Origin of the sequence: Streptomyces sp. NPDC006393, from assembly GCF_040628575.1 — a bacterium.
In the GTDB taxonomy this organism is placed as follows: domain Bacteria; phylum Actinomycetota; class Actinomycetes; order Streptomycetales; family Streptomycetaceae; genus Streptomyces.
This window is the reverse complement of record NZ_JBEXZD010000007.1, coordinates 114698-139039: the sequence shown is the minus strand read 5'-3', so window position 1 is coordinate 139039 and position 24342 is coordinate 114698. Positions and strand designations below refer to the sequence as shown.

General features: G+C 73.0%; 23 protein-coding genes. 9 read left to right on the top strand and 14 right to left on the bottom strand.

Annotated features, from left to right (window positions below; translation table 11 throughout):
* A partial coding sequence (locus ABZ484_RS05915; protein WP_358864630.1) for a polysaccharide deacetylase family protein occupies positions 1-735 on the bottom strand: 735 nt, incomplete at its 3' end.
* Positions 736-928: 193 nt separating this feature from the next.
* On the opposite strand from ABZ484_RS05915, the gene ABZ484_RS05910 reads away from it, so the two are divergent.
* The gene (locus ABZ484_RS05910) at positions 929-2080 is read left to right on the top strand and encodes a methyltransferase domain-containing protein (RefSeq protein WP_358864637.1); all 1152 of its coding nucleotides are present in this window, start codon (positions 929-931) and stop codon (positions 2078-2080) included.
* Between the two features lie 22 nt (positions 2081-2102).
* Here the strand turns inward: ABZ484_RS05910 and ABZ484_RS05905 are convergent, their stop codons facing one another.
* Positions 2103-2738, bottom strand: a complete 636-nt coding sequence (locus tag ABZ484_RS05905; RefSeq protein ID WP_358864629.1) for a Uma2 family endonuclease — start codon at positions 2736-2738, stop codon at positions 2103-2105.
* 269 nt (positions 2739-3007) lie between these two features.
* Here ABZ484_RS05905 and ABZ484_RS05900 point away from each other — a divergent pair, with 269 nt between their 5' ends.
* The gene (locus ABZ484_RS05900) at positions 3008-3436 is read left to right on the top strand and encodes an MscL family protein (protein ID WP_358864628.1); all 429 of its coding nucleotides are present in this window, start codon (positions 3008-3010) and stop codon (positions 3434-3436) included.
* A 93-nt stretch (positions 3437-3529) separates the two neighbouring features.
* On the opposite strand, the gene ABZ484_RS05895 is transcribed toward ABZ484_RS05900, so the two are convergent.
* Positions 3530-4558: a LacI family DNA-binding transcriptional regulator gene (locus tag ABZ484_RS05895; RefSeq protein ID WP_358864627.1), complete on the bottom strand. Its 1029-nt coding sequence runs from the start codon at positions 4556-4558 to the stop codon at positions 3530-3532.
* Positions 4559-4702: 144 nt separating this feature from the next.
* Here ABZ484_RS05895 and ABZ484_RS05890 point away from each other — a divergent pair, with 144 nt between their 5' ends.
* The 4 genes from ABZ484_RS05890 to ABZ484_RS05875 are packed head-to-tail and all read left to right on the top strand — an operon-like array spanning position 4703 to position 10164.
* Positions 4703-6013 carry an extracellular solute-binding protein gene (locus tag ABZ484_RS05890; protein WP_358864626.1) on the top strand — a complete coding sequence of 437 codons (1311 nt, stop codon included), beginning with the start codon at positions 4703-4705 and terminating at the stop codon, positions 6011-6013.
* Positions 6010-6906, top strand: a complete 897-nt coding sequence (locus ABZ484_RS05885; RefSeq protein ID WP_358864625.1) for a sugar ABC transporter permease — start codon at positions 6010-6012, stop codon at positions 6904-6906. The genes ABZ484_RS05890 and ABZ484_RS05885 overlap by 4 nt, the downstream gene beginning before the upstream one ends.
* 4 nt (positions 6907-6910) lie before the next feature.
* Positions 6911-7816: a carbohydrate ABC transporter permease gene (locus ABZ484_RS05880; RefSeq protein WP_358864624.1), complete on the top strand. Its 906-nt coding sequence runs from the start codon at positions 6911-6913 to the stop codon at positions 7814-7816.
* A 35-nt stretch (positions 7817-7851) separates the two neighbouring features.
* Positions 7852-10164 carry a glycoside hydrolase family 3 N-terminal domain-containing protein gene (locus ABZ484_RS05875; RefSeq protein ID WP_358864623.1) on the top strand — a complete coding sequence of 771 codons (2313 nt, stop codon included), beginning with the start codon at positions 7852-7854 and terminating at the stop codon, positions 10162-10164.
* Positions 10165-10442: 278 nt separating this feature from the next.
* Here the strand turns inward: ABZ484_RS05875 and ABZ484_RS05870 are convergent, their stop codons facing one another.
* The 4 genes from ABZ484_RS05870 to tsaB are packed head-to-tail and all read right to left on the bottom strand — an operon-like array spanning position 10443 to position 13004.
* Positions 10443-10709: a hypothetical protein gene (locus ABZ484_RS05870; protein WP_358864622.1), complete on the bottom strand. Its 267-nt coding sequence runs from the start codon at positions 10707-10709 to the stop codon at positions 10443-10445.
* Positions 10706-11815, bottom strand: a complete 1110-nt coding sequence (gene tsaD / locus ABZ484_RS05865; protein WP_358864621.1) for a tRNA (adenosine(37)-N6)-threonylcarbamoyltransferase complex transferase subunit TsaD — start codon at positions 11813-11815, stop codon at positions 10706-10708. The genes ABZ484_RS05870 and tsaD overlap by 4 nt, the downstream gene beginning before the upstream one ends.
* 5 nt (positions 11816-11820) lie before the next feature.
* Positions 11821-12300, bottom strand: a complete 480-nt coding sequence (gene rimI / locus ABZ484_RS05860; RefSeq protein ID WP_358864636.1) for a ribosomal protein S18-alanine N-acetyltransferase — start codon at positions 12298-12300, stop codon at positions 11821-11823.
* Positions 12301-12350: 50 nt separating this feature from the next.
* A complete protein-coding gene (tsaB, locus tag ABZ484_RS05855) occupies positions 12351-13004 on the bottom strand; it encodes a tRNA (adenosine(37)-N6)-threonylcarbamoyltransferase complex dimerization subunit type 1 TsaB (protein WP_358864620.1) in 654 nt (217 codons plus the stop codon).
* Between the two features lie 125 nt (positions 13005-13129).
* On the opposite strand from tsaB, the gene ABZ484_RS05850 reads away from it, so the two are divergent.
* Complete coding sequence (locus ABZ484_RS05850) at positions 13130-13696, top strand: hypothetical protein (RefSeq protein ID WP_358864619.1); 567 nt, start codon at positions 13130-13132, stop codon at positions 13694-13696.
* A gap of 54 nt (positions 13697-13750) precedes the next feature.
* On the opposite strand, the gene ABZ484_RS05845 is transcribed toward ABZ484_RS05850, so the two are convergent.
* The 5 genes from ABZ484_RS05845 to ABZ484_RS05825 form a co-directional block, all read right to left on the bottom strand.
* Positions 13751-13957, bottom strand: a complete 207-nt coding sequence (locus ABZ484_RS05845) for a hypothetical protein (RefSeq protein ID WP_358864618.1) — start codon at positions 13955-13957, stop codon at positions 13751-13753.
* A gap of 130 nt (positions 13958-14087) precedes the next feature.
* Positions 14088-14609: a tRNA (adenosine(37)-N6)-threonylcarbamoyltransferase complex ATPase subunit type 1 TsaE gene (gene tsaE, locus ABZ484_RS05840; RefSeq protein ID WP_358864617.1), complete on the bottom strand. Its 522-nt coding sequence runs from the start codon at positions 14607-14609 to the stop codon at positions 14088-14090.
* Complete coding sequence (locus tag ABZ484_RS05835) at positions 14575-15807, bottom strand: alpha/beta hydrolase (protein WP_358864616.1); 1233 nt, start codon at positions 15805-15807, stop codon at positions 14575-14577. Before ABZ484_RS05835 ends, tsaE begins: the two co-directional genes overlap by 35 nt.
* A 237-nt stretch (positions 15808-16044) precedes the next feature.
* Positions 16045-17256, bottom strand: coding sequence for an alanine racemase (gene alr / locus ABZ484_RS05830; protein WP_358864615.1), 1212 nt, complete (start codon positions 17254-17256; stop codon positions 16045-16047).
* An 855-nt stretch (positions 17257-18111) separates the two neighbouring features.
* A complete protein-coding gene (locus tag ABZ484_RS05825) occupies positions 18112-19572 on the bottom strand; it encodes an NAD(P)H-hydrate dehydratase (protein WP_358864614.1) in 1461 nt (486 codons plus the stop codon).
* Between the two features lie 109 nt (positions 19573-19681).
* On the opposite strand from ABZ484_RS05825, the gene ABZ484_RS05820 reads away from it, so the two are divergent.
* Positions 19682-21445 carry a PP2C family protein-serine/threonine phosphatase gene (locus ABZ484_RS05820; protein ID WP_358864613.1) on the top strand — a complete coding sequence of 588 codons (1764 nt, stop codon included), beginning with the start codon at positions 19682-19684 and terminating at the stop codon, positions 21443-21445.
* Positions 21446-21452: 7 nt separating this feature from the next.
* Here ABZ484_RS05820 and ABZ484_RS05815 read toward each other — a convergent pair whose 3' ends face one another.
* Positions 21453-21824, bottom strand: a complete 372-nt coding sequence (locus ABZ484_RS05815; protein ID WP_358864612.1) for a holo-ACP synthase — start codon at positions 21822-21824, stop codon at positions 21453-21455.
* A gap of 71 nt (positions 21825-21895) precedes the next feature.
* On the opposite strand from ABZ484_RS05815, the gene ABZ484_RS05810 reads away from it, so the two are divergent.
* The gene (locus tag ABZ484_RS05810; protein WP_358864611.1) at positions 21896-22438 is read left to right on the top strand and encodes an MOSC domain-containing protein; all 543 of its coding nucleotides are present in this window, start codon (positions 21896-21898) and stop codon (positions 22436-22438) included.
* Between the two features lie 24 nt (positions 22439-22462).
* Here the strand turns inward: ABZ484_RS05810 and glmS are convergent, their stop codons facing one another.
* A complete protein-coding gene (gene glmS / locus ABZ484_RS05805; RefSeq protein ID WP_358864610.1) occupies positions 22463-24310 on the bottom strand; it encodes a glutamine--fructose-6-phosphate transaminase (isomerizing) in 1848 nt (615 codons plus the stop codon).
* Positions 24311-24342 lie beyond the last annotated feature (32 nt).

Sequence of the window (24342 nt, the reverse complement as noted above, 5' to 3'; positions counted from 1 at the left end):
GATGCCGCAGGCCTTGGCGGCGGCCAGGGTGTCCTGGTTGTAGTTGCCGTAGGGCGGGCGCAGGAGCTCGGGGCGCTTGCCGAACTGGTCCTCCATGATGTCCTGCATGTCGCAGATCTCGCGCCTCTGCTGCTCGTAGGACAGGCCGGGGAGGTAGGGGTGGTGCAGGGTGTGGTTGTTGAGGGTGACCCCGGAGGCCTGCATCTTCCGGAAGTACGCGTAGTCGTCCTTGATGAGGTAATCGGTGAGGAACGCCGTGTAGGGGATCTTCAGCTCGCTCATCATCCGCAGGAACGCGGGGTCCTTCTCCGCGCCGTCGTCGATGGTGAGGAAGACGACCTTGTCCTCGGTGGGGACCGTGGTGAAGACCGGGGGGAGGTACCAGTCCTTCTGACGGCTCACCTCGAAGCCCGGGCGGGGGGTGATCCTCGGCTTCACGGCGGGGGGCTTCGGGGGTGTGAGGGGGACCTGCTTCAGCCCCCAGCGCCGGGCGGCGGCGACCCTGGCCGTGTAGGAGGCGCGCAGCCGGCTGGCGTAGGAGTCGAGGGCGCGGGCCGCGGGTGCCTGGCCGAGCTGCTGGCCCGGGGCGGGCGGTACGGGCGTGTCGGGCTCGGAGCAGCCGGAGGCGAGGGCGGCGACGGCGAGGGCGGCGAGCCCGGCTCGCAGGCCCGCTCTGTGCCCAGGAGAACAGACCACCTTGGGACGCTTTTTATCGTTTTGTACGACTGCTCTCATGGTGCCGGATCCTCGCAGGCCACCGGCCCGGACCCGCGACGACACCGCGGCCGCCGGGCGTACCGTCCACCGACTGGCCGACAATGAGCGCGTGAACGACCCACAGGCCCCTCTCGACCCCCGCGACCCCCGCGACCCCCGCCACCCCCGCGATCCCCTCGACCCTCTCGACCCGGTCGGCGCCCTCACCGCGCTGCTCACCCCCGAGGGCCGCGCCCTCCTGGACGAGGTGCGCGACACCGACCCCGCCGACGAACTCGCCGTCGCCACCCGCCTGCGCCGCGACCACCCGGCCGCACTGGTGTCGGCGGCGCTCGGGCAGGCCCGGATGCGGCAGCGGGCGGCGGCGAAGCTCGGGGCCGAGGACGCGCGGCGGATGTTCTTCACACCGAACGGGGTCGAACAGTCGACGCGGGCGAGCGTGGCCGCCCACCGGGCCGCGCGCCTCGCCGAACTGGGCGTGACCTCACTCGCCGACCTGTGCTGCGGCATCGGCGGCGACGCGATCGCCCTCGCCCGCGCCGGGATCCGGGTCCTCGCCGTCGACCGCGACCCGGTGACGGCCGCCGCGGCCCGCGCGAACGCCGAGGCCCTGGGACTTACCGAGCTGATCGAGGTGCGGGAGGCGGACGTGACGGACGTCGACACCTCCCCGTACGACGCGGTGTTCGTCGACCCGGCCCGCAGGGGCGGCCGGGGCCGGATCTTCGACCCGGAGGCCTACTCGCCGCCGCTCTCCTGGGCCGTCGAGACCGCCCTCAAGGCCCCGCACGCCGCCCTGAAGATCGCCCCCGGTGTCCCCCACGAGGCGGTGCCGCCGCAGGCCGAGGCCGAGTGGATCTCCGACGGCGGGGACGTGAAGGAGGCGGTGCTGTGGTTCGGCACCGAGCCGGGCCTGGTGCGGGCGACGCTGCTCCCCGGCCCGCACAGCCTGCGCGGCCGGGGCCTGGCGAACCCCCCGGTCCGCCCGCTGGGCCGCTACCTGTACGAGCCCGACGGGGCCGTCATCCGCGCCCACCTCGTCGCCGAGGCCGCCGCGGACCTCGACGGCGGCCTGCTCGACGAGACGATCGCGTACGTCACCGCCGACGAGCTGCGGCCCACCCCGTACGCCACCGCCTACGAGATCACCGACCAGCTCGCCTTCAACGTCAAGAAGCTGAAGGCGCTGCTGCGGGAGCGCGAGGTCGGCGCCCTGACCGTGAAGAAGCGCGGCTCGGCCGTCGAACCGGAGGAACTGCGCAGGAAGGTGCTGCCCAGGCCGCACGGCCGCAACGCCGCCACGGTCTTCCTCACCCGCGTCGCGGGCGCCCCGGCCATGCTGCTCGGACACCCGGCGGGCTGAGGCGCTCCGCCCACGCGGCCGGTCAGGACGCCACGGTCGCCTTGCCCACGGCGAAGCCCTTGGCCGGACCCTCCGGGATCACCGCGTCCGTGCCGTAGGGGACCCGGTGCTCGTCGGCGTACTTCGCCTTCTTCGGATCGGGGGACGTCAGCACGACCACCGCGCCCTCGTCGTCGAAGTCGTCGACGATCACGTACACCGGGATCCCCGCCCGGGCGTACTCACGGCGCTTGCGGACGCGGTCGCGCTGGAGCTTGCGATGACCCGGCGAGGTGACCTCGATCACCGTCTTCACCCCGGAGGCGTCGACGCCGAGGCCCTCCTCGTCGGGGATCTCGTCCAGGTCGACGGGAGCCACGAAGAGATCGGGGATCCAGGATTTGTGGCGGTGGATGACGTTGACGTCCTGGTGAGCCGCGTACCCGCTGCGCGACAGGTGGGCGTCCAGCGCCCGCCGCAGACGGTTGACGAGCACTCCATGACGACGACGACCGGTGGGCGACACCTCGATGGCCCCCTCGATGATCTCGGCGCGGTAGCCCTCGGGGAGATCCATGGCCTTCCACGCCTGCCACAGGACCTCGTCCAGATCGGAACCCGGCTCGGAAACCGGCTCGTCTGCCACCACCGGAGCCACCTCTTCTGCGAGAGCGGTCATCGTGAAGCATCTCCTCCTTCAAGTGTGGGCGGGAGCGCCACTACGGCACAAGCGACAGCCGTGACGCTATGGAGTCGCGGACTCTCCCGCGGCCGTACCCCGCGTGATCATCCGAACGGGTGAGCGCTCCCGCCGGCCCCGGTCGGACGGTGCCCCGGTCGGGCGCGCTCCGGGTGCGCACCGGGCACCTCGCCCCGAGAGTGGACACGACAAGTGGCCGTCACAGGCAGCCGGCCGGCGGACGGGGGCGTGCGGAAGCGAGGACATCCATGCTGCGGGGCTTCAAGAACTTCCTGATGCGCGGCGACGTGATCGTGATCGCCGTCGGCCTGATCGTGGCCCTGGCGTTCAGCACGCTGATCAAGGCGTTCACCGACTACGTGATCAACCCGATCATCGCCCGCGCCCAGGGCGGCACGTCGCAGGGACTCGGCTGGCAGCTCGGCAGCCCGGGCAACAAGGCGACCTACCTGGACATCGGGTCGTTCATCTCGGCGCTGATCTACTTCATCATCTTCATGGCGGTCGTCTACTTCCTGATCGTGCTGCCCTACCGGCACTACCAGGCGCGCCGCGGTGTGGCGGTCTTCAAGGACCCGGTGCCCACGAAGACGTGCCCGGCGTGTCTGTCGGACGACCTGCCCAAGCCCGCCGCCAAGTGCCGCTACTGCGGCTCGGCACAGCCGGGCGCGGTCTGATCGGACCCGGCAGCCCCCTTCGAAAGTTTCGAAGCCCGCCTCGGCACGTGCCCGTCCGCGCCGGCACCGTGCCCGTCCGTCTCGGTACCGTGCTCACACTCCGGGTGCCGCCGTGCTGCTGCGGACGACCAGGGTCGTCGCCAGCTCCACCCGGGTCGCCACCGCCGTCTCCTCCTCGCGCCCGAGGTCCAGGACCAGCCGGGCCGCCGCCTCGGCCATCTCCGTCAGCGGCTGCCGCACGGTCGTCAGCGGCGGGCCGACCCAGCGGGCCACGGGCAGGTCGTCGAAGCCGACCACGCTCAGGTCCTCCGGGATGCGCAGCCCCAGCTCCCGCGCCGCCTCGTACAGGCCGAGCGCCTGGAGGTCGTTGCCCGCGAAGATCGCGGTCGGCCGGTCCTCGCGGCGCAGCAGCTTCAGGCCCAGCCGGTAGCCGGCCTCGTGGTGGAAGTCGCCGGTGACGATCAGCGAGGGGTCCACCGGCAGCCCCGCCGTCTCCAGCGCGGCCCGGTAGCCGTCGACCCGGGCGCGGCTGCACATCATCCGTGACGGCCCGCTGAGCGCGCCGATGCGGGTGTGGCCGAGCTCGACCAGGTGCCGGGTGGCGGCGAGGCCGCCCTGCCAGTTGGTCGCGCCGATCGAGGGCACGTCGGTGCCGGGGTCACCGGCCGGGTCCATCACCACGAACGGGATGGACCGGCTGGTCAGCAGCGCCCGCTGGGACTCGTCGAGCCCGGACAGCACGAGCACCACGCCGTGCGGGCGGCGGGCGGCGACCTGGTCGGCCCAGGTCCGCCCGGGGGTGAGCCGGCCTGCGCTCTCGGAGAGCACCACGCTCAGGCCCGCGTCCCGGGCCACGTTCTCCACGCCCCGGATGACCTCCATCGCCCAGGCGCTCTCCAGCTCGTGGAAGACCAGGTCGATCAGGGGTGAGCGGGTGGCCTCGGCTCGTCTGCGCCGGTAGCCGTGGGCGCGCAGCAGCTCCTCGACGCGGCTGCGGGTGCTCGGGGCGACATCGGCACGGCCGTTGAGGACCTTCGAAACAGTCGGAGCCGACACGCCTGCCTCACGGGCGATCTCGGCAAGTGTGGCGGTGCGGGTTTCTGCGGTCTTCATCGGCTTCATGGTCCGAGATCGTATCTCCGCGAGACCTCTTGACGAACCCCCCAGAACGTCTTACGTTCCCGGAACATTCGAAGTAACATCCGAAACATTCGGGTGCGGGCGAAAGAGCCCTCACCCGAGCGATCTCTTGAGAGGTGCCGCCTTATGGAGTCCTACAGCAGACGTTGGTTCCTCGGTGCGGGCGCGGGCGTCGTCGCCGCCGCCGGACTGACCGCCTGCGGTTCCGGCAGCGGCTCGGGCGGCTCGGGCGGCGGCACCGTCAACGCGATGGTGTACGGCGACGACGCCGTCAAGGTACAGGAGAAGGCTGTCACCCGGTTCAACGCGTCGGCGGCGGCCAAGACGGCGAAGGGCAAGGTCAAGCTCCAGAAGGTGCCCGGCTCGGAGTACCCGGCCAAGCTGCGCACCGCGATGGGCTCGCCCAACGCCCCCGACGTGTTCTTCAACTGGGGCGGCGGCTCGATCAAGGCGTACAAGGAAGCCGACCAGCTGATCGACCTCACCGACACCATCCAGTCCGACTCGGTCCTCAAGAGCGGCTTCCTGCCCTCCGTCCTCGCCTCCGGGGCGCTCGAGAACAAGATGTACGGCATCCCGATGCGCGGCATGCAGCCCGTACTGGTCTTCTACAACAAGACGCTGTTCGCCGAGCACAAGCTCCAGGAGCCCAAGACCTGGGACCAGCTGCTCGACCTCAACGCCAAGCTGAAGAAGGCGAAGATCACGCCCTTCGCGCTCGGCGGCGCCGACATCTGGCCCGAGCTGATGTGGCTGGAGTACCTGGTCGACCGCATCGGCGGCCCCCAGGTCTTCGCCAAGATCAAGGACGGCGACGCCTCCGCCTGGGGCGACCCGGCCGTGCTCAAGGCCGCGCAGGCGGTCAAGCAGCTCATCGACGACGGCGCCTTCGGCAAGGGCTTCAGCTCGGTGGCGTACACCAACGGCGGCGCGCCCGCGCTGCTCGCCAAGGGCAAGGCGGCGATGCACCTGATGGGCTCGTGGGAGTACTCCACGCAGCTCGGCAAGTTCCCGGACTTCGCCAAGAAGGACCTGGGCTGGTTCGCGTTCCCGAGCTACGACGGCGGCGCCGGCGACATCCGCAACGTCGTCGGCAACCCCACCAACTACTGGTCGGTCAACGCCCGTGTCTCCAACAAGGACGCGGCCATAGCCTTCCTGCGCGACTGCGCCTCCGAGGCGTACACCAAGGACCTGATCGCCAACGGTGACGTCCCGACCACGACCATCGCGGAGAAGCTGCTGGACGCCTCCCCGAACCCGGAGTTCGCCAAGTTCCAGTACCAGATGGTGCAGCACGCCCCGGCGTTCACCCTCAGCTGGGACCAGGCGGTCGACCCGAGCCAGTCGCAGCCGATGCTGACCGAGATCAACAAGCTGTTCGTGGGCAAGTCGTCGCCGAGCGAGTTCGTCTCGGCGCTCAAGGGGCTGAAGTGAGCTCGTCGGTCACCACCCGGGCGAAGGGCAGGCCCGGCCGGGGCGTGCGGGCGGGCCGCCCGAACGCCGTCTGGGCCCTGCCCGCCGTCCTGTTCTTCACGTTCTTCGCCGTCGCCCCCATGGCGCTGGCGTTCTACCTCTCCTTCACCAAGTGGAACGGCCTCGGCGACCCCGAGCCGGTGGGCTTCGCCAACTGGCAGAAGCTGTTCGACGACCCGCGGCTGACCCAGTCGCTGACGGTGACCGTCCTGCTGACCGTCGTCAGCTGGGCCTTCCAGACCGTGGTGTCGCTGCTGCTCGGCGTGTGGGCGGCGGGCCGCCAGCGCAACCGCGCGTTCCTGTCGGCGGTCTTCTTCGTGCCGTTCCTGCTGTCCTCGACGGCGATCTCGCTGCTGTTCTACGCCCTGCTCGACCCGAACTTCGGCATCGTCCACGGAGACACGCTCGGCACGACCTCCGGCGCCTTCCTGGCGATCGTGTTCGTCGGCGGCTGGCAGTTCATCCCCTTCCACACCCTGATCTACCAGGGCGGGGCCCGGCAGATCCCCGAGGTGCTCTACCAGGCGGCGGCGATGGACGGCGCGGGCCGCTACCGCCAGTTCTTCTCCATCACCCTGCCCCAGCTGCGCAACACGGCGACCACGTCCAGCGTGCTGATGATCGTCGGCTCGCTGACGTACTTCGAGACCGTGCTGATCCTGACCCAGGGCGGTCCGGGCACGGACACCGCGATCCTGCCGTACCTCATGTACCAGGCGGGCTTCAAGAACTACGACTTCGGCTACGCGAGCGCCGTCGCGTCCTTCCTCGTCGTCGCCGCCACCGCGCTGTCGCTGCTGCTGGTGCGGCTCTCCGGCTTCGGGAACATGCGCAGCACCAGGGAAGGAATGTGACGAGATGTCACACGACACGTTGCGACGTCCGCGTCCTGTGAAGACCTCCGCCCGGCCGTCCGCCGTGGACCCCGGCCGCCGCCGGCGGCACTGGACCCGACGCCCCAACCCGCTCGCGGGTGCGGGGTCGGTGCTGTGGCTGGTCGTGGTGATCATCCCGATCTACGCGATGATCTCGGTCTCCCTGACCCGCCAGGACCAGGCGCTGGGCAACAACGCCCTCAAGCCGCCCAGCCACCCCACGCTGGACAACTACAACACCGTCCTGCACAACGGCTTCGGCCACTTCCTGCTCAACACGCTCCTCGTGGCGGCCGCGGTCGTGGTGATCGTGCTGACGCTGTGCGTCCCGCTGTCCTACGTGGCCGTGCGCTCCCGCACCTTCTGGTCGGGCGCGACCTTCCGGCTGTTCCTGCTGGGCGTGGCCATCCCCGCGCAGGCGGTCGTGGTCCCGCTCTACCTGATGATCGCCAAGCTGAACCTCTACGACAGCCTGCTCGCGATCATCCTGCCCACCGCGGCCTTCGCCATGCCCGTCTCGACGCTGATCCTCACCGGCACCATGCGGGACATCTCCGAGGAGATGTACGAGGCGATGGCCCTGGACGGCGCCTCCACCTCCCGCATGCTCTTCCAGCTGGTCATCCCGATGACCAAGGGCGGCATCAGCACCGTCGTCATCTACTCGGCGCTCCAGGCCTGGAACGGCTTCCTCTTCCCGCTGATCTTCACCCAGTCCGACGGCCCGCGTGTGCTGACCCTCGGCCTGTTCAACTACGTCAGCCAGTTCGGGGTGAACATCCCCGCCCTGCTCGCCTCGGTCGTCCTCTCGGGAATCCCGATCTTCGCCGTCTATCTGGTGGCCCGGCGTGCCCTCGTCGGCGGACTGATGGGCGTGGGCGGCAAGTGAACGCACTTCTCCCCGACGACTCTGACAGGAGTTCCATGACCACCGCCCCCTGGCGTGACGCCGCCCTGCCCGCCGCCACCCGCGTCGACGACCTGCTCTCCCGGATGACCCTCGAGGAGAAGATCGCCCAGCTGTACGGCGTGTGGGTGGGCGCCGCCACGGACGGCGACGGAGTCGCCCCGCACCAGCAGCACATGAACACCGACTACGACTGGGACGAGCTGATCACCCAGGGTCTCGGCCAGCTCACCCGCTCCTTCGGCACCTCCCCCGTGGACCCGGCGCTGGGCGCGCAGGCGCTGGCCCGCGCCCAGCGCCGTATCGCCGCGGCCGGCCGCTTCGGCATCCCCGCCGTCGCCCACGAGGAGTGCCTGGCCGGCTTCACCACCTGGGGCGCCACCGCCTACCCGGTCCCGCTGGCCTGGGGTGCGACCTTCGACCCCGCCCTGGTGGAGGCGATGGCCGCGCGCATCGGCCGGGACATGCGCTCCGTGGGCGTGCACCAGGGCCTGGCCCCCGTCCTCGACGTGGTCCGCGACCTGCGCTGGGGCCGGGTCGAGGAGACCATCGGCGAGGACCCCTACCTGGTCGGCACCGTCGGCAGCGCGTATGTGCGGGGCCTGGAGTCCGCCGGGATCGTCGCCACCCTCAAGCACTTCGCCGGGTACGCCTCCTCCGCGGGCGCCCGCAACCTGGCCCCCGTCCGGGCCGGTACCCGCGAGTTCGCGGACGTCACGCTGCCGCCGTTCGAGATGGCGCTGCGCGAGGGCGGGGCCCGCTCGGTGATGGCGGCGTACACGGAGACGGACGGCGTCCCGGCCTCCGCGGACCCGCAGCTGCTCACCGGACTCCTGCGCGAACAGTGGGGCTTCACGGGCACGGTGGTCGCCGACTACTTCGCCATCGACTTCCTCCAGACCCTGCACCGGGTCGCCGGCAGCCCCACCGAGTCCGCGCACCTGGCCCTGGCCGCCGGCATCGATGTCGAACTGCCCACCCTGAAGTGCTACGGCAAGGATCTGGCGGCCGCGGTACGGGCCGGGACGGTCCCGGAGGAGCTGGTGGACCGCGCGGCCCGCCGCGTCCTGGTGCAGAAGTGCGAACTGGGCCTGCTCGACGAGGACTGGAACCCGGACCTGCCCACGGAGTCCATCGACCTGGACTCGGCCGAGAACCGGGCCGTGGCCCGCCGCCTGGCCGAGGAGTCGGTGGTCCTGCTGGCCAACCCCGACGGCGTGCTCCCCCTCTCCCCGGACACCCGTATCGCCGTGGTCGGCCCCCGCGCCGCGGACGCCCTGGCGATGCTCGGGTGCTACTCCTTCCCCTCCCACGTGGGCACCCTGCACCCCGAGACGCCCATGGGCATCGAGATCCCCACCGTGCTGGACGCCCTGCGCACCGAACTCCCCGACACGAAGGTGACGTACACCGAGGGCTGCGGCGTCTCGGACCCGGACACCTCCGGCTTCGAGGAGGCGGTCGCCCGGGCACGCGAGGCGGACGTGTGCGTGGCGGTGCTCGGCGACCGCTCCGGGCTGTTCGGCCGGGGCACGTCCGGCGAGGGCTGCGACGTGGCCGACCTGGCGCTGCCCGGCGTGCAGGGCGCGCTGCTGGACGCGCTGGTGGGCACCGGCGTGCCCGTCGTCCTGGTCCTCCTCACCGGCCGCCCCTACGCGCTCGGCCGCTGGGACGGCCGCCTGGCCGCCGCGGTGCAGGCGTTCTTCCCCGGCGAGGAGGGCGGCCCGGCGGTGGCCGGCGTCCTCTCCGGCCGCGTGAACCCCTCCGGCCGCCTGCCGGTCAGCGTGCCGCGCGGCCCCGGAGGCCAGCCGTGGACCTACCTCCAGCCGCCGCTGGGCCTGGCGGGCGAGGTCAGCAACCTGGACCCGACGCCGCTGTACGCGTTCGGGCACGGCCGCTCCTACACGACCTTCGCGTGGGAGGACTTCGAGGGCGGCGAGCGCACGGAGATCGGCACGGACGACGGCTACGACCTCTCGCTGACGGTCCGCAACTCCGGTGACCGGGCGGGCGCGGAGGTCGTCCAGCTCTATCTGCACGACCCGGTGGCGGCGGTGACCCGGCCGGACGTGCGCCTGATCGGCTACCAGCGGGTCGAGCTGGCCCCGGGCGAGTCGAGCCGCGTGACGTTCCGCTTCCACGCCGACCTGTCGGCGTTCACCGACCGGTCGGGCCGCCGGGTGGTCGAGCCCGGCGCGCTGGAACTGCGGCTGGCGGCCTCAGCGGCGGACGTCCGCCACACCGCCCGCCTGACCCTGACCGGGCCGGTGCGGGAAGTGGGCCTGGAGCGGCGGCTGCGCTGCGAGACGGAGATCTCGCAGGACGGCTGAGCAACGGACTCCGGCCCGTGTCCCCCGGGGACGCGGGCCGGAGCGCGGCCTTCGGACGTGTGACACCCCGTCGGCCGACGACATACGGAAAACCCCGCCCCGGCAGAGCCGGAGCGGGGTTTCGTCGAGCGCCGGGCAGGCCTTGCACCTGCATCTCCCCGCAGGAAGCGGGGCGTCTTTCCTTGGACCACCAACGCACTGCTCGCGGGCCTTCGTTCGCCCGATTGCGTGTGATGATCATAGCGCATCGGCGGTCCGGCGCACCACCCGGCGATCACTCAGTGATCCGCGTCCTCGCCCAGCGACTCGAAACGCCACCGGTGCACGGGCCGGGTGACCGACTCGGCGTCGGGCTCGGGCAGTTCCGGCAGCTCGGCGTCGTAGGAGGCGTCCCACCAGGTGACGACCAGCACCCGGTCCTGCCCGGCGCGGAAGGTCTCCCGGCGCAACGGCTTCCGGGCCAGGGGCTGTTCGCGCACCCAGGCGAGCAGCTCGGCGCCCCGGCCCTCGGCCGCCCGGGCCTCCCACATCAGCGCGACGGTCACGAGTACAGGTTCTCCTTGCTGATCTCGTGCACATGGTCGTGCGCATGGCCATGGTCGCCGGGGACGTGCGGGTCCGTGACCGGCAGCGAGGAGTCGGCCGACAGGTCCCAGCCGGAGGCGGCCCGGCCCCGGGCGACCATCTCGGCGCCGAGCGCGGCGACCATCGCGCCGTTGTCCGTGCACAGCTTGGGGCGCGGGACGCGCAGCCGGATGCCGGCCGCCTCGCAGCGCTCCTGGGCCAGGGCGCGCAGCCGGGAGTTGGCGGCCACGCCACCGCCGATCATCAGATGGTCCACGCCCTGGTCCTTGCAGGCGCGTACGGCCTTGCGGGTCAGGACGTCCACCACCGCCTCCTGGAAGGAGGCCGCGACGTCCCGCACCGGGACCTCCTCCCCGGCCGCCCGCCTGGCCTCGATCCAGCGGGCCACCGCCGTCTTCAGACCGGAGAAGGAGAAGTCGTAGACCGGGTCGCGCGGGCCGGTCAGACCGCGCGGGAAGGCGATCGCCTCCGGGTCGCCCTCACGCGCGTACCGGTCGATGACCGGACCGCCGGGGAAGCCCAGGTTCAGCACGCGCGCGATCTTGTCGAAGGCCTCGCCGGCGGCGTCGTCGATCGTCGCGCCCATGGGGCGGACGTCGGAGGTGATGTCCGTGGACAGCAGGAGGGAGGAGTGGCCGCCGGACACCAGCAGGGCCATCGTCGGCTCGGGCAGCGGGCCGTGCTCCAGCTGGTCCACGCAGATGTGCGAGGCGAGGTGGTTGACGCCGTACAGCGGCTTGCCGAGCGCGTAGGCGTACGCCTTCGCCGCCGAGACACCGACCAGCAGCGCGCCCGCCAGGCCGGGGCCGGCGGTGACCGCGATGCCGTCCAGGTCCTTCGCGCTCACCCCGGCTTCCTTCAGCGCGCGGTCGATGGTGGGGACCATCGCCTCCAGGTGGGCCCTCGACGCCACCTCCGGGACTACTCCGCCGAAACGGGCGTGTTCGTCGACGCTGGAGGCGACCGCGTCGGCCAGCAGCGTGGTGCCACGGACGATGCCGACGCCGGTCTCGTCGCAGGAGGTCTCGATGCCGAGGACGAGCGGCTCGTCCCGGGTGTCAGCCATGGGTCTCAAGTTCCTTGTACGCCGTTGACGGGGTTACGGGGGGTCGCGGGGTCGGACAGGCGCATCACCAGGGCGTCCACGTTCCCCGGCTGGTAGTAGCCACGCCTGAAGCCGATGGGTTCGAAGCCGAAGCGCTCGTAGAGCCGCTGGGCGCGGACGTTGTCCACCCGGCACTCGAGCATCACCTCGGAGCACTCGAAGGCGGTCGCGGCCCGCAGCAGCTCGGTCAGCAGCCGGGCGCCGAGGCCGGTGCCCCAGTGGTCGCGGGCGACCGCGATCGTCTGGACGTCGCCCTGGCCACCGGAGGCGACGAGACCCGCGTAGCCGACGATCCGGCCGTTCTCCTCGGCCACCACATAGCGCCGGGTCGCCTGCGGACCGCGGGAGTGCGCCAGCTCGGACCAGAACATGCCCCGCGACCAGGTGTCCTCGGGGAACAGGTCCTTCTCCATCACCAGCACCGGATCGATGTCCCACCAGCGCATCTCCCGCAGGGCGCAGGCCGCGGTCCCGTTCCCGGTCGTCGTCTGACCCGTCACTTCGGGGTGACCACCTTGTAGTTCTTGGGCACCTGGGCGTCCGGCCGCCGCAGGTACAGCGGCCGGGGCGCGGGCAGCTCCTGGCCGGCGGCCAGCCGCTCGGCGGCCAGGCGGGCCAGGGCGGCGGCCGACACGTGCTCGGGCTCGTGCACCTGCGGGAAGGTGTCCGGGTAGAGCAGCGCGCCCGCGCCGACCGCGGGCAGCCCCTTGACCTCGTCGGCGATGTCGGCGGGCCGGTCGACGGCCGGGTCGGTCAGACGGGTGCGGGAGTCGGCGTAGCGCGCCCAGTAGACCTCCTTGCGGCGGGCGTCGGTGGCCACCACGAAGGGGCCGGGGACGTCGGCGGCGTAGGCGAGGCCGTCGAGCGTGCACACGCCGTGCACGGGGACGCCGAGCGCGAGCCCGAGGGTGTCGGCGGTCATCAGGCCGACACGCAGCCCGGTGTAGGGGCCGGGGCCGATGCCGACCACGATGCCCGTGACGGCGTCCAGTCCCAGCCCGGCCTCGGCGAGGACCCGGTCGACGGCCGGCAGCAGCAGCTCTCCGTGCCGTCGGGCGTCGACCTGGCTGGACGAGGCGATGACGGCCGTGCCGTCGTGCAGGGCGACGGTGACGGCGGGGGTGGCGGTATCCAGAGCGAGCAAGAGCACGCAAACAGCCTACGGCTCCGGCGGGGTCGGCACGGCCGTCCGGGTCGGGGGCGCCGCGGCTGCTACCGTCGCGAGCGTGCCGTACGGCGGCACGGGTACAGCGACTGGCGCAGAGGTGGACGACCGTGGCAAGGAGCAGCTCCGGATTCGTGGCCGGGCTCACCGCGGCCGCCCTCGCCACGGTCGGCTTCCTCGGCTACCGGGCGCAGGCGAGCGTGCCCCCGGGCCTGAGCGGCGGGCACGGCTCCACGGCCTCGCCCACACCGACGCCCACGAAGGCGCCCCGCGACCAGCGGCATCCGGCCGCGCTGCCCGCCGGCTCGGGCACGGGCGAGCGGGTGGTGTACTCGGTGGACGACGACCGGGTGTGGCTGGTCAGTGCGAGCGGCCGGGTGGAGAGCACCTTCACGGTGGATCCGGGCAGCGTCGACCCGCTCCCGGGCACCTACGCGGTCACCTCGCGCTCGAAGGCGGTCACCGGTACCGACGGCATCCCGGTCGAACACGTCGTGCGCTTCACCACCGTCAACGGTGTGGTGATCGGCTTCAGCGCGGCGGTGCCCGCGAGCTCCGGCTCCGCCCCCACCCCCGACACCTCGGTGAAGACCGGCGGCATCCGCGAGTCCCGCACGGACGGGGAGGCGATGTGGATGTTCGCGACGATCGGCCAGAAGGTCGTCGTCATCCGATAGGGCTACGCCATCGATCGGACCGCGCCATCGAACGGACCGCGCCGTCCGGCGGGGTCACGCCGCTCGCCGCCGCCGTTTCCCGGCGGGGCCGGCCGGGCGGGCGGCCCCGCGGGCGTCCGCGGGGGCCGGGGGCTGTGGCGGGCGGGAGACGGCGGCCGCCGCCGCGCAGGAGGCCAGGAGGTCGGCCATGGGCACCGAGTGCGGGCCGGGTCGGCGGTCGGCGGGCGGCTCGTTCGGCTCGGTGGGCTGGTCGGTCGGCAACGTCGCCTCCTGGGCTCGGGGGCGGACGAAGTTAGGTAGACCTAACTTCGAGCTGAGCACCATGTGACCACGTCCGGGCGCGCGGCGCAAGGCATGCCGGCGCCCTGACCGGAGCCCGCCCACCGTGTGCTCAGGCGGTCAGGACGTCCAGGTCCACGGCCGCCCACCGGTCGCCGATGCCGGTCACCGTCACATGGCGGACCTCGTCCGTGGTGTCTCCGACGGCCCGGTGGATCAGGACCTGCAACCGCTCGTCGGTCAGCTCCTCGACCTTGCCCTCGCCCCACTCCACGACGATCACGGAGTCCGGCAGCGAGACGTCGAGGTCCAGGTCCTCCATCTCGTCGAGCCCGCCGGACAGCCGGTAGGCGTCGACGTGTACGAGGGGCGGGCCGTCGCCGAGGGAGGGGTGCACGCGGGCGATCACGAACGTCGGGGAGGTGACGGCGCCGCGCACGTCGAGGCCCTCGCCGAGCCCCCGGGTCAGCGTGGTCTTGCCCGCGCCCAGCTCCCCGCTGAGCATCACGAGGTCACCGGCGCGCAGCAGCTTGGCGAGACGGCGGCCCAGCTCCCGCATCTGCTCGGGAGAGGTGACGGTGATCTCGACGGGCTCGGGGTCAGCCGGGTTGTGCGGTGCCGCTGGTGCTTCCATAGCCACCCACGGTAACGCCTGCCGGGACCGCGCCGACGCGGGTGAGCAGGTCGGCGAGCCGGTCGGTGACGACCTCCGGGTGCTCCAGCATCACCAGGTGCCCGGCGTCCGGGACCAGCACCAGCTCCGACTCGGGCAGCAGGTCGGCGATCGCCTCGCTGTGCCCGCTGGGCGTGACCAGGTCGTCCACTCCGGCCAGGACGAGCACCGGCATGTCCGTGAAGAGGGCGAGCGCTTCCGTCTTGTCGTGGTCGGTGAAGGCCGGATAGAACTCGGCGACCACGTCGATCGGCGTGCTCTCGATCATCCGCTCGGCGAACCGGGCGACCGTCGGGTCGATGTCACGCCCGGCGAAGGAGTACCGCTTGATGATCCCGGCGAACAGGTCGGCGGTGGCCCGCCGCCCCCTCTCCACCAGTTCGGCGCGCTGCCCGAGCGCCTTCAGCACGCCCGGCAGCACCCGCCGCACCGCGTTCACGCCGGCGACCGGAAGCCCGAAGTTCACCTCGCCGAGCCGTCCCGAGGACGTCCCCACGAAGGCGGTGGCGACGACCCGCTCCCGGATCAGCTCGGGGTACTGGGCGGCCAGGGCCATCACGGTCATGCCGCCCATGGAGTGTCCGACCAGCACGATCGGCCCCTCGGGCGCGGCGGCGTCGATCACGGCCTTCAGATCGCGGCCCAGCTGGTCGATCGTGAGCGGCTCGCCGTCGCGTATCTGGCCCACGCCCCGCCCGGACCGGCCGTGGCTGCGCTGGTCCCAGTGCACGGTCCGTACGACGCCGCGCAGCGCCGCGCGCTGGAAGTGCCAGGAGTCCTGGCTGAGGCAGTAGCCGTGGCTGAAGACGACGGTGACGGGTGCGGGTGCCCGACGCCCGAAGAGCCGCCGGCGGCGCGGGCCGAGGTCCACGGCGGTCTCGGGGGCGACGTCGTCGACCTCGTAGTGGAGCTCGGTGCCGTCGTCGGCGTACGCCCTGCCCGGGGTGCCGCGCAGGGTGCCGTAGGGACCGGCCGAGTCCAGGGCCAGCCGGGCCCTCCTGCGCATGTCGCGGCCGACGGTCATCCGCTCGATGGCGACGGTGGCCGCCGCGCCCGCCGCCACCACGCCCAGCGCGGCGCCCGCTATGCCGGTGGCCCGGCGCCAGCCGCCGGACGTCGTCGCGGCGGAGGCGGCGGCCACCGCACTGCTCTCGCTCACGTACCGCTCCTCCTCGTGCTGCCGTGCCGGCGCCTTGCGCCATGCCGACGCTTCGCGCCGGTGCTGGTGTCCTGCGCCGGACTGATGCCCTGTGCGTGTGCCGTGTGCCGCGTGCCGCGTTCCGCCTTGTGCTGTATCGCTGCTCTCGCGACGGTTCGCGTCTGCACCGTACTGGCGTTCGGGGACGTGGCGCGGCCGGATCGCCGGCTCGCCCCGTTCCCTCGCGGACTCTCCGCCCTACGCGCCGCGCTCCGCTCCCGCTTCCCGCCCCCGCTCCGGTCCGTCTTCCTCGTTCACATAGACGCGGGGAACGCGCGTTCCGATGCGCGTGACGATCTCGTACGCGATCGTGCCGGCGGCCTGCGCCCAGTCCTCGGCGGTGGGCTCGCCGCGGTCGCCGGGGCCGAAGAGCACGGCCTCCGTCCCGACCTCGGGTTCGTCGCCGCCCAGGTCGACCACGAACTGGTCCATGGCGACCCGGCCCGCCACCGTACGCCACTTGCCGCCGACCAGGACCGGCCCGGTGCCGGAGGCGTGACGCGGAATGCCGTCCGCGTAGCCGACGGGCACGAGCCCGAGGGTGGTCTCCCCCGGGGTGACGTAGTGGTGGCCGTAGCTGATGCCGTGCCCTCCCGGCACGTGCTTCACCAGGGCCAGCGAGGCGGACAGGGTCATCACCGGGCGCAGCCCGAAGTCGGCCGGGGAGCCGAGTTCCGGGCTGGGCGAGATGCCGTACAGGGCGATCCCGGTACGGACGAGGTCGAAGTGGGCCTCGGGCAGGGTGAGCGTGGCGGGCGAGTTGGCGATGTGCCGCACCTCGGGGCGCGCGCCCTGCCGTTCGGCGTGCGCGACCATCTCGCGGAAGCGGTCGAGCTGGGCGGCGATGGAGGGGTGGCCCGGCTCATCGGCACAGGCGAAGTGGGACCAGAGCCCGGCGACGCGGACCAGCCCGTCGGCCTCGGCGCGCAGGGCCTCGGCGACGAGTTCGGGCCAGTCGGCGGGCTGGCAGCCGTTGCGCCCGAGCCCGGTGTCGGCCTTCAGGTGCACGCGGGCGGGCCGGCCGGCGGCCCGGGCCGCCTCGCGGACCTCCGCGAGGGCCCACATCCCGCTCACGGACACGTCCACGTCCGCCTCGACGGCCTCCCGCCAGGGCCCGCCTGGCGTCCACAGCCAGCACATGATCCTCACCCGCTCGGGTGACAGTCCGGCCGCGCGCAGCGCCAGGGCCTCCTCGGGCGTGGCGGTGCCGAGCCAGGTCGCCCCGGCGGAGACGGCGGCACTCGCGCACGGCACCGCGCCGTGGCCGTAGGCGTCGGACTTGACCACGGCCATCAGGGCCGCGCCGGGCGCCCGCTCGCGCAGCGCCCGGACGTTGGCGCGCACGGCGGCCAGGTCGATCTCGGCGCGGGCGCGCAGCGGTGCCGTCCGCGGGTGTGCTGTCTCGTTCATCGCGCCCCAGTGTCTCAGAGGGCCCGGACCGCCCCACAGCACCGCTCGGCCGGGACCGGGACAGGGCGGGCTCGGACGACTTCACGACGATCTCGAAGCGACACCCCTTCAGACCGCAGGCTCGTGCGGACCGCCGACTCGTCCGGACCAGCGACTCGTTCGGACCACCGGCTCGTTCGGACCAACGGCTCGTTCGGACCACCGGCTCGTTCGGACCACCGGCTCGTTCGGACCACCGGCTCGTTCGGACCACCGGCTCGTTCGGACCACCGGCTCCCTCCGGCCGCCGACTTCCTCAGACCGCTTTCTCAGACCGCAGGCTTCCTTCGGCCACCGGCCCCCGGGCCACCGACACCCTCAGACCCCCAGCCCCCGGACCCCGCCCCCCGAACTGCAGGCTTCGCCAGACCCCAGGCTTCCTTCGGCCGCCGGCCACCTCAGACCGCAGGCTCCCCGGCCCACCGACACCCTCAGACCACCCGCCCCCGAACCCCGACACCCCGAACTGCAGGCTTCGCCAGACCCCAGGCTTCCTTCGGCCGCCGGCCTCCTCAGACCGCAGGCTCCCCGGTCCACCGACACCCTCAGACCACCCGCCCCCGAACCCCACCACCCACGGACCACCCGCCCCCGGACTACGGGCTTCGTCAGACCGCAGGCTTCCCTGGCCGCCGGCCACCTCAGATCGCAGGCTCCCCGGCCCCCGGCCCGCCGGCCCACCGGACCCCAGCCCCCCAGACCGCCGCCCCTCGGGCCTCGACACCCTCAGACCACCGGTCCCCGAACCCCGACAGCCCCACCGCAGGCTTCGTCAGGCCGCCGCCCCCGGCTCGGCGGCCCCCCTCGTACCGGCTCCTACCGCCCCCGGGTCTCCGTTCGCGTCCGCCGCACGTCCCGCCAGGCCCGGGGAATGGTGTCGGAGACGTCGTGGGCGCCGATGGGCGCGCCCTTCGCGGCCAGGCGGCCGGCCAGGCCGTGCAGGTAGGCCGCCACGGCGCCGGCGTCGCGGGCGGACAGGCCGGCCGCGAGCAGGGACCCGCCGAGCCCGGACAGGACGTCGCCGCTGCCGGCCGTGGCCAGCCACGGGGTACCGGTCGGGTTGACCCGTGCCGGACCGCCGTCCGGGTCGACGATCAGCGTGGTCGAGCCCTTGAGCAGGACGGTCGCGCGGTAGCGGGCGGCGAGTTCCCGGGCGGCGGCCAGCCGGGCGCCCTCCACCTCCTCCCGCGCCACACCGAGCAGTGCGGCGGCCTCGCCCGCGTGCGGGGTCATCAGGGTCGGCGCGCTGCGGGCCCGTACGGCCTCCCGGTCGGCGAGGCGCAGGCCGTCCGCGTCCAGCAGGACGGGGACGTCCGCGTCCAGCACCTCCGCCACGGTCGCCACGTCGTCCCCCGCGCCCGGCCCCACCACCCACGCCTGCACCCGGCCCGCCTTGTGCGGTCCCTGGTCGGACACCAGGGTCTCGGGGAAGCGGGCGATCACCGCGTGCCCGGCGGGTCCGACGTACCGTACGGCCCCCGCGCCGCCGCGCAGCGCGCCGGACACCGCGAGCACGGCCGCACCGGGGTAGCGGGCCGAGCCGGCCGCGATGCCGACGACGCCCCGGCGGTACTTGTCGCTCTCGACGGCCGGCCGGGGCAGCAGGGCGGCCACGTCCGCGTGCTGGAGGGCTTCGAGTTCCGGTTCGGCCGGCAGCTCGGGGCCCAGGCCGATGTCGACGAGGCGGACCGTGCCGGCGTACTCGCGGGCCGGGTCGACGAGCAGTGCCGGCTTGTGGGTGCCGAAGGTGACGGTCAGGTCGGCGCGGACCGCGGCTCCCCGCACCTCACCACTGTCCGCCTCCACCCCGCTGGGCAGGTCCACGGCGACGACGACGGCCCCCGAGCGCGCCGCGCGCTCGGCCGGCGGCACCGCGTCGGGGCGCAGGCCGCCCTTGCCGCCGATGCCGACGATCCCGTCGATCACGAGGTCAGCCCGGTCGATCAGCCGGTCGGCCGCGTCCGGCCGGGCGACCGTGCCGCCCGCGCGGCGCAGCGCCGCGAGGCCTCCCGGGTGGGTGCGGTCGGGGGCGAGCAGCACGGCCGCGACCCCGGCGCCCCGGCGGGCCAGCCGGGCCCCGGCGTACAGGGCGTCGCCCCCGTTGTCACCGCTGCCGACGAGGAGGACCACCCGGCGGCCGTAGACGCCGCCGAGCAGGTCCGCCGAGGCGGCGGCGAGCCCGGCGGCGGCACGCTGCATGAGGGCGCCGTCCGGGAGCCGCGCCATGAGCGCGCGCTCGGCTGTCCTGACCGTCTCGACGCTGTACGCGGTACGCATGCGGTCGAGTCTGCCCCGCATAGGCCCGTCATCGCACGGGAACCAGAAGGGAGAAGACCGGACGAATCCGTATGAAACCGAAAGGCGGGGAGGGAGAAGGCCCCGGCACATGGTGAAGGAACCGGTCGGCGTCGGCGACGGAATCGGTGACAGCACCGGCACCGGCCTCACCGGGGGGCGGCTCGAGGCGCTGGACAGGCTGCTGGCCGAGCAGCGGGACGAGATCGCCCGGTACGCCGCCGAGCACTCCGTTCCCGCGCGCGAGCCGGGCACGGGCCCGTGCCCGCCGCGGCCCGGTCCGCCGCCGGTGCCCCCGGCACCCGAGCTGCTGGACGCGCTGCCGATCGCCGTCATGGTGGTCCTTCCCGTGTTCGACGAGCGGGGCGAGGTCACGGACTTCTGCTACGTCGGGCAGAACGCCGCCACGCTGGAGCACTCCGCCCGGCACGTCCCGCCCGGAATCCTGCCGCCGTGGACCGGGAGGGTCCCGCTGTTCCAGCGCTTCCCCAACATGGCGGACACCCCCGTGCCCCGGCTGCTCGCCGAGGCCCAGCGCACCGGGCGGGCGCAGGGCCCCGAACCGGCCGAGTGGTCGCTGGCCGGCCCCGACGGGCTGGTGGTGCGGATGAGCAGCGACGTGCGCGTGACCCCCTGCGGCGGTCTGCTGCTGCTGACCTGGGAACGCGGCCAGAAGACCCGGATGGAGGAGGCCGCGCAGCAGCTGGTGCGGGTGTGCTGGGTCGAGTGGAACCTCGGTGACGGGTCCGTGGAACCGTCGTCGGGGCTGCGCGACGTCCTCGGCCTGCCGGCCTCGCAGCCCCTGCCCGGCCTGCTCGACCTGGGCCGCATGGTGGCGCCGGTCAGCCTGCTGCCGCTGTACGCGGTGATCCACGACGTCCTGCTGCGCGAGCGCGTCGCCGAATGCGATCTCCAGTTCGTCCGGCCGTCCGAGCGGATCGTCCGCCTCGTCGCCGAACCGGTCCGCCCGGAGGACGGTCCGGTGTGGACCGTACGCGCGGTGCTCCACGACGTGACCGACGACCGCTACAGCCGCTCCCTGGCCGAACGGGCCCTGCGCGAGGCGCGCACCCAGCGGCAGCGGGCGGACACGGTCGCCGAGGTCGCCGAGCGGCTGCGGGACGCCGTCCTGCCCCGGTTCCCGGCCGAACTGGCCCTGCACGGCATCGAGGCCGCCGTCGTCTACCGCCCGGAGCCGAACGCGGCGCGCGTCGGCGGCGACTGGTACAAGACCCGCATCCTGCCCAGCGGACAGGTGCTGATCGCGCTCGGCGACGCCCGCGGACACGGGCTCGACGCCGTCACCCTGATGGCCAAGCTGCGCTACGCCCTGGCGGGGCTGGCGTTCACCGGGGAGCTGGTGGAACAGCTGACCGGCTGGCTGAACCTGGTCGCCTGCGACGACGGCGACGAGTCCACCGCCACCGCGATCATCGGCCGCTACCACCCCGACCGCGGCATGCTGCGCTGGACGTGCGCCGGTCACCCGCTGCCCGTCCTGCTGCGCGAGCGCCGGGCCCGCCTGCTCGACCCGCCGCCGGGCGGCCCCGGCACACCCCTGGGCGTCCTGCCCGGCGAGAAGTACGAGGCGGCCGAGACGCTGCTCTACCCAGGTGACGTGGTCCTGCTCTACTCGGACGGCCTGATCGAACGCCGCGGCTCGGACCTCGACCGGGACTCCTGCCATCTGCTGGAGGCCGCCGACGGCTGTGCCCGCGGCGGCATCCCGCCGGGCGACCAGGCACTGGACGCCTACGTCCAGCGCCTGGTCCACCAGCTCACCGGCCCCCACCCGCAGGACGACGCCACGGTGCTCGCCATCCGTCTCACGGACGGCGACATCGGCGGCTGGTGACGGCTCCTCACCCCTCCGCGATCACCACCGCCGAGGCCACCCCGGCGTCATGGCTGAGCGAGATGTGCCAGGCCCGCACCCCGAGTTCCGCCGCGCGGGCCGCGACCGAGCCCTTCACCCTCAGCCGCGGACGCCCGCTGTCCTCGACGTACACCTCCGCGTCCGTCCACAGCAGCCCGGCCGGCGCGCCGAGGGCCTTGGCGACCGCCTCCTTCGCGGCGAACCGCGCGGCCAGCGAGGCCATGCCCCGGCGCTCGCCGCCCGGCAGCAGCAGTTCGTCCGCCACGAACAGCCGCTTGGCCAGGTTGGGCGTCCGCTCCAGCGACTGCGCGAACCGGTCGATCTCGGCGACATCGATGCCGACCCCGATGATGCTCATGCGGAGCACCCTACGGCCGCGGCGTAGGGTGCCCGGGGGCAATCACCTACCGATGAGGGGGATCCGAGGTCATGGGCGCGACGGTGACGGCGGTCAGCAGCAACGCCGAGTACTCGTTCACCAAGCCGAACCGGGACAGCATCACGCTGCTCGCCGGCCTCGGTGTCGAGGGGGACGTCCACGCCGGCGTGACGGTCAAGCACCGCTCGCGTGTCGCGCAGGACCCCACCCAGCCGAACCTGCGCCAGGTCCACCTCATCCACGAGGAGCTCTTCGACGAGGTCGCGGGAGCCGGATTCCAGGTGGCTCCCGGTCAGCTGGGCGAGAACATCACCACCCGCGGCATCGACCTGCTCGGCCTGCCCGTCGGCACCCTGCTGCGCATCGGCGGCGAAGCGGTGCTGGAGGTGACCGGGCTGCGCAACCCCTGCGTGCAGATCGACGGCTTCCAGGACGGGCTGCTGAAGCAGGTCGTCGGCCGTGACGCGGACGGGAACCTCGTGCGCAGGGCCGGGATCATGAGCGTCGTCCGGGAGGGCGGCGTGGTGCGCCCCGGCGACGCGATCGAGGCGGAACTGCCGGCGGGGCCGCACCGGCCGCTGGACCGGGTGTGACCCCTCCGCACGCCTCCTCGGCGCTCACTCCACCGTGACCGACTTCGCCAGGTTGCGGGGCTGGTCGACCTCGTTGCCGCGGGCCGTGGCCAGTTCGCAGGCGAAGACCTGCAAGGGGACCGTGGCGACCAGGGGCTGGAGGAGGGTCGGGGTCACCGGGATGCGGATCAGATGGTCCGCGTACGGGACGACGGCCTCGTCGCCCTCCTCCGCGATCACGATCGTCCGGGCGCCCCGGGCGCGGATCTCCTGGATGTTGGAGACGATCTTGTCGTGCAGCACGGACCGGCCACGCGGCGACGGCACCACCACGACCACCGGCAGGTCCTGGTCGATGAGGGCGATCGGCCCGTGCTTCAGCTCGCCCGCCGCGAAGCCCTCGGCGTGCATGTACGCCAACTCCTTGAGCTTCAGGGCGCCTTCGAGAGCGACCGGGTACCCGACGTGCCGGCCCAGGAACAGCACCGTGTTCTTCGCCGCGAGGGAGCGGGCCAGTTCCCGCACCGGCTCCATCGTCTCCAGGACCCGCTCGACCGCGCCGCCGATCTGCGACAGATCGCGGATCACGGCCCGGATCTCGTCGCCCCACTTGGTGCCCCGCACCTGGCCCAGGTACAGCGCCACCAGGTAGCACGCCACCAGCTGGGTCAGGAACGCCTTGGTGGACGCGACCGCGACCTCCGGGCCCGCGTGCGTGTACAGCACCGCGTCCGACTCACGTGGAATCGTCGAACCGTTGGTGTTGCAGATGGCCAGCACCTTCGAGCCCTGCTCGCGGGCGTGGCGCAGCGCCATCAGGGTGTCCATCGTCTCGCCCGACTGGGAGATGGCGATCACCAGCGTCTGCGCGTCCAGGATCGGGTCCCGGTAGCGGAACTCGCTGGCCAGCTCGACCTCGCAGGGGATACGGGTCCAGTGCTCGATGGCGTACTTGGCGATCAGGCCCGCGTGGAAGGCCGTACCGCAGGCGACGATGACGACCTTGTCCATCTCGCGCAGTTCGGAGGCGGAGATGCGCACCTCGTCCAGCGTCAGGTTCCCGGCACCGTCGATGCGGCCCAGCAGCGTGTCGGCGACCGCCTTGGGCTGCTCGGCGATCTCCTTGAGCATGAAGTAGTCGTAGCCGCCCTTCTCGGCGGCCGCCGCGTCCCAGTCGACGTTGTAGGAGCGGACCTCGGCGGGCTGCCCGTCGAACCCGGTGACGGTGACGCCGTCCCGGCGCAGCTCCACCACCTGGTCCTGGCCCAGCTCGATCGCGGAACGCGTATGAGCGATGAACGCGGCGACGTCCGAGGCGAGGAAGGCCTCGCCCTCGCCGACCCCCACCACCAGCGGCGAGTTGCGGCGGGCGCCGACGACCACGTCGGGCGCGTCGGCGTGCACCGCGACCAGGGTGAACGCGCCCTCCAGCCGCCGGCACACCAGCCGCATGGCCTCGGCGAGGTCGGCGGTCGCGGAGAACTCCTCGGCGAGCAGATGCGCGACGACCTCGGTGTCGGTCTCGGAGGACAGCTCGTGCCCGCGCTCCTCGAGCTCCGCGCGGAGCAGGGCGAAGTTCTCGATGATCCCGTTGTGGACGACGGCGACGCGCCCGGCGTTGTCGAGATGCGGGTGGGCGTTCGCGTCCGTGGGGGCACCGTGGGTGGCCCACCGGGTGTGCCCGATACCGGTCGACCCGCTCGGAAGCGGCCGTTCGACCAGCTCCTTCTCCAGGTTGACCAGCTTCCCGGCCCGCTTCGCCGCCGCCAGCCCGCCGTCCGCGAGCACGGCGACACCGGCCGAGTCGTAACCCCGGTACTCCAGCCGCTTCAGCCCGGCCATCACGACCTCGAGCGCCGACTGCGACCCCACGTATCCCACGATTCCGCACATGGGCCGCAGCCTACGGCCCGTCAGCCGCCGAA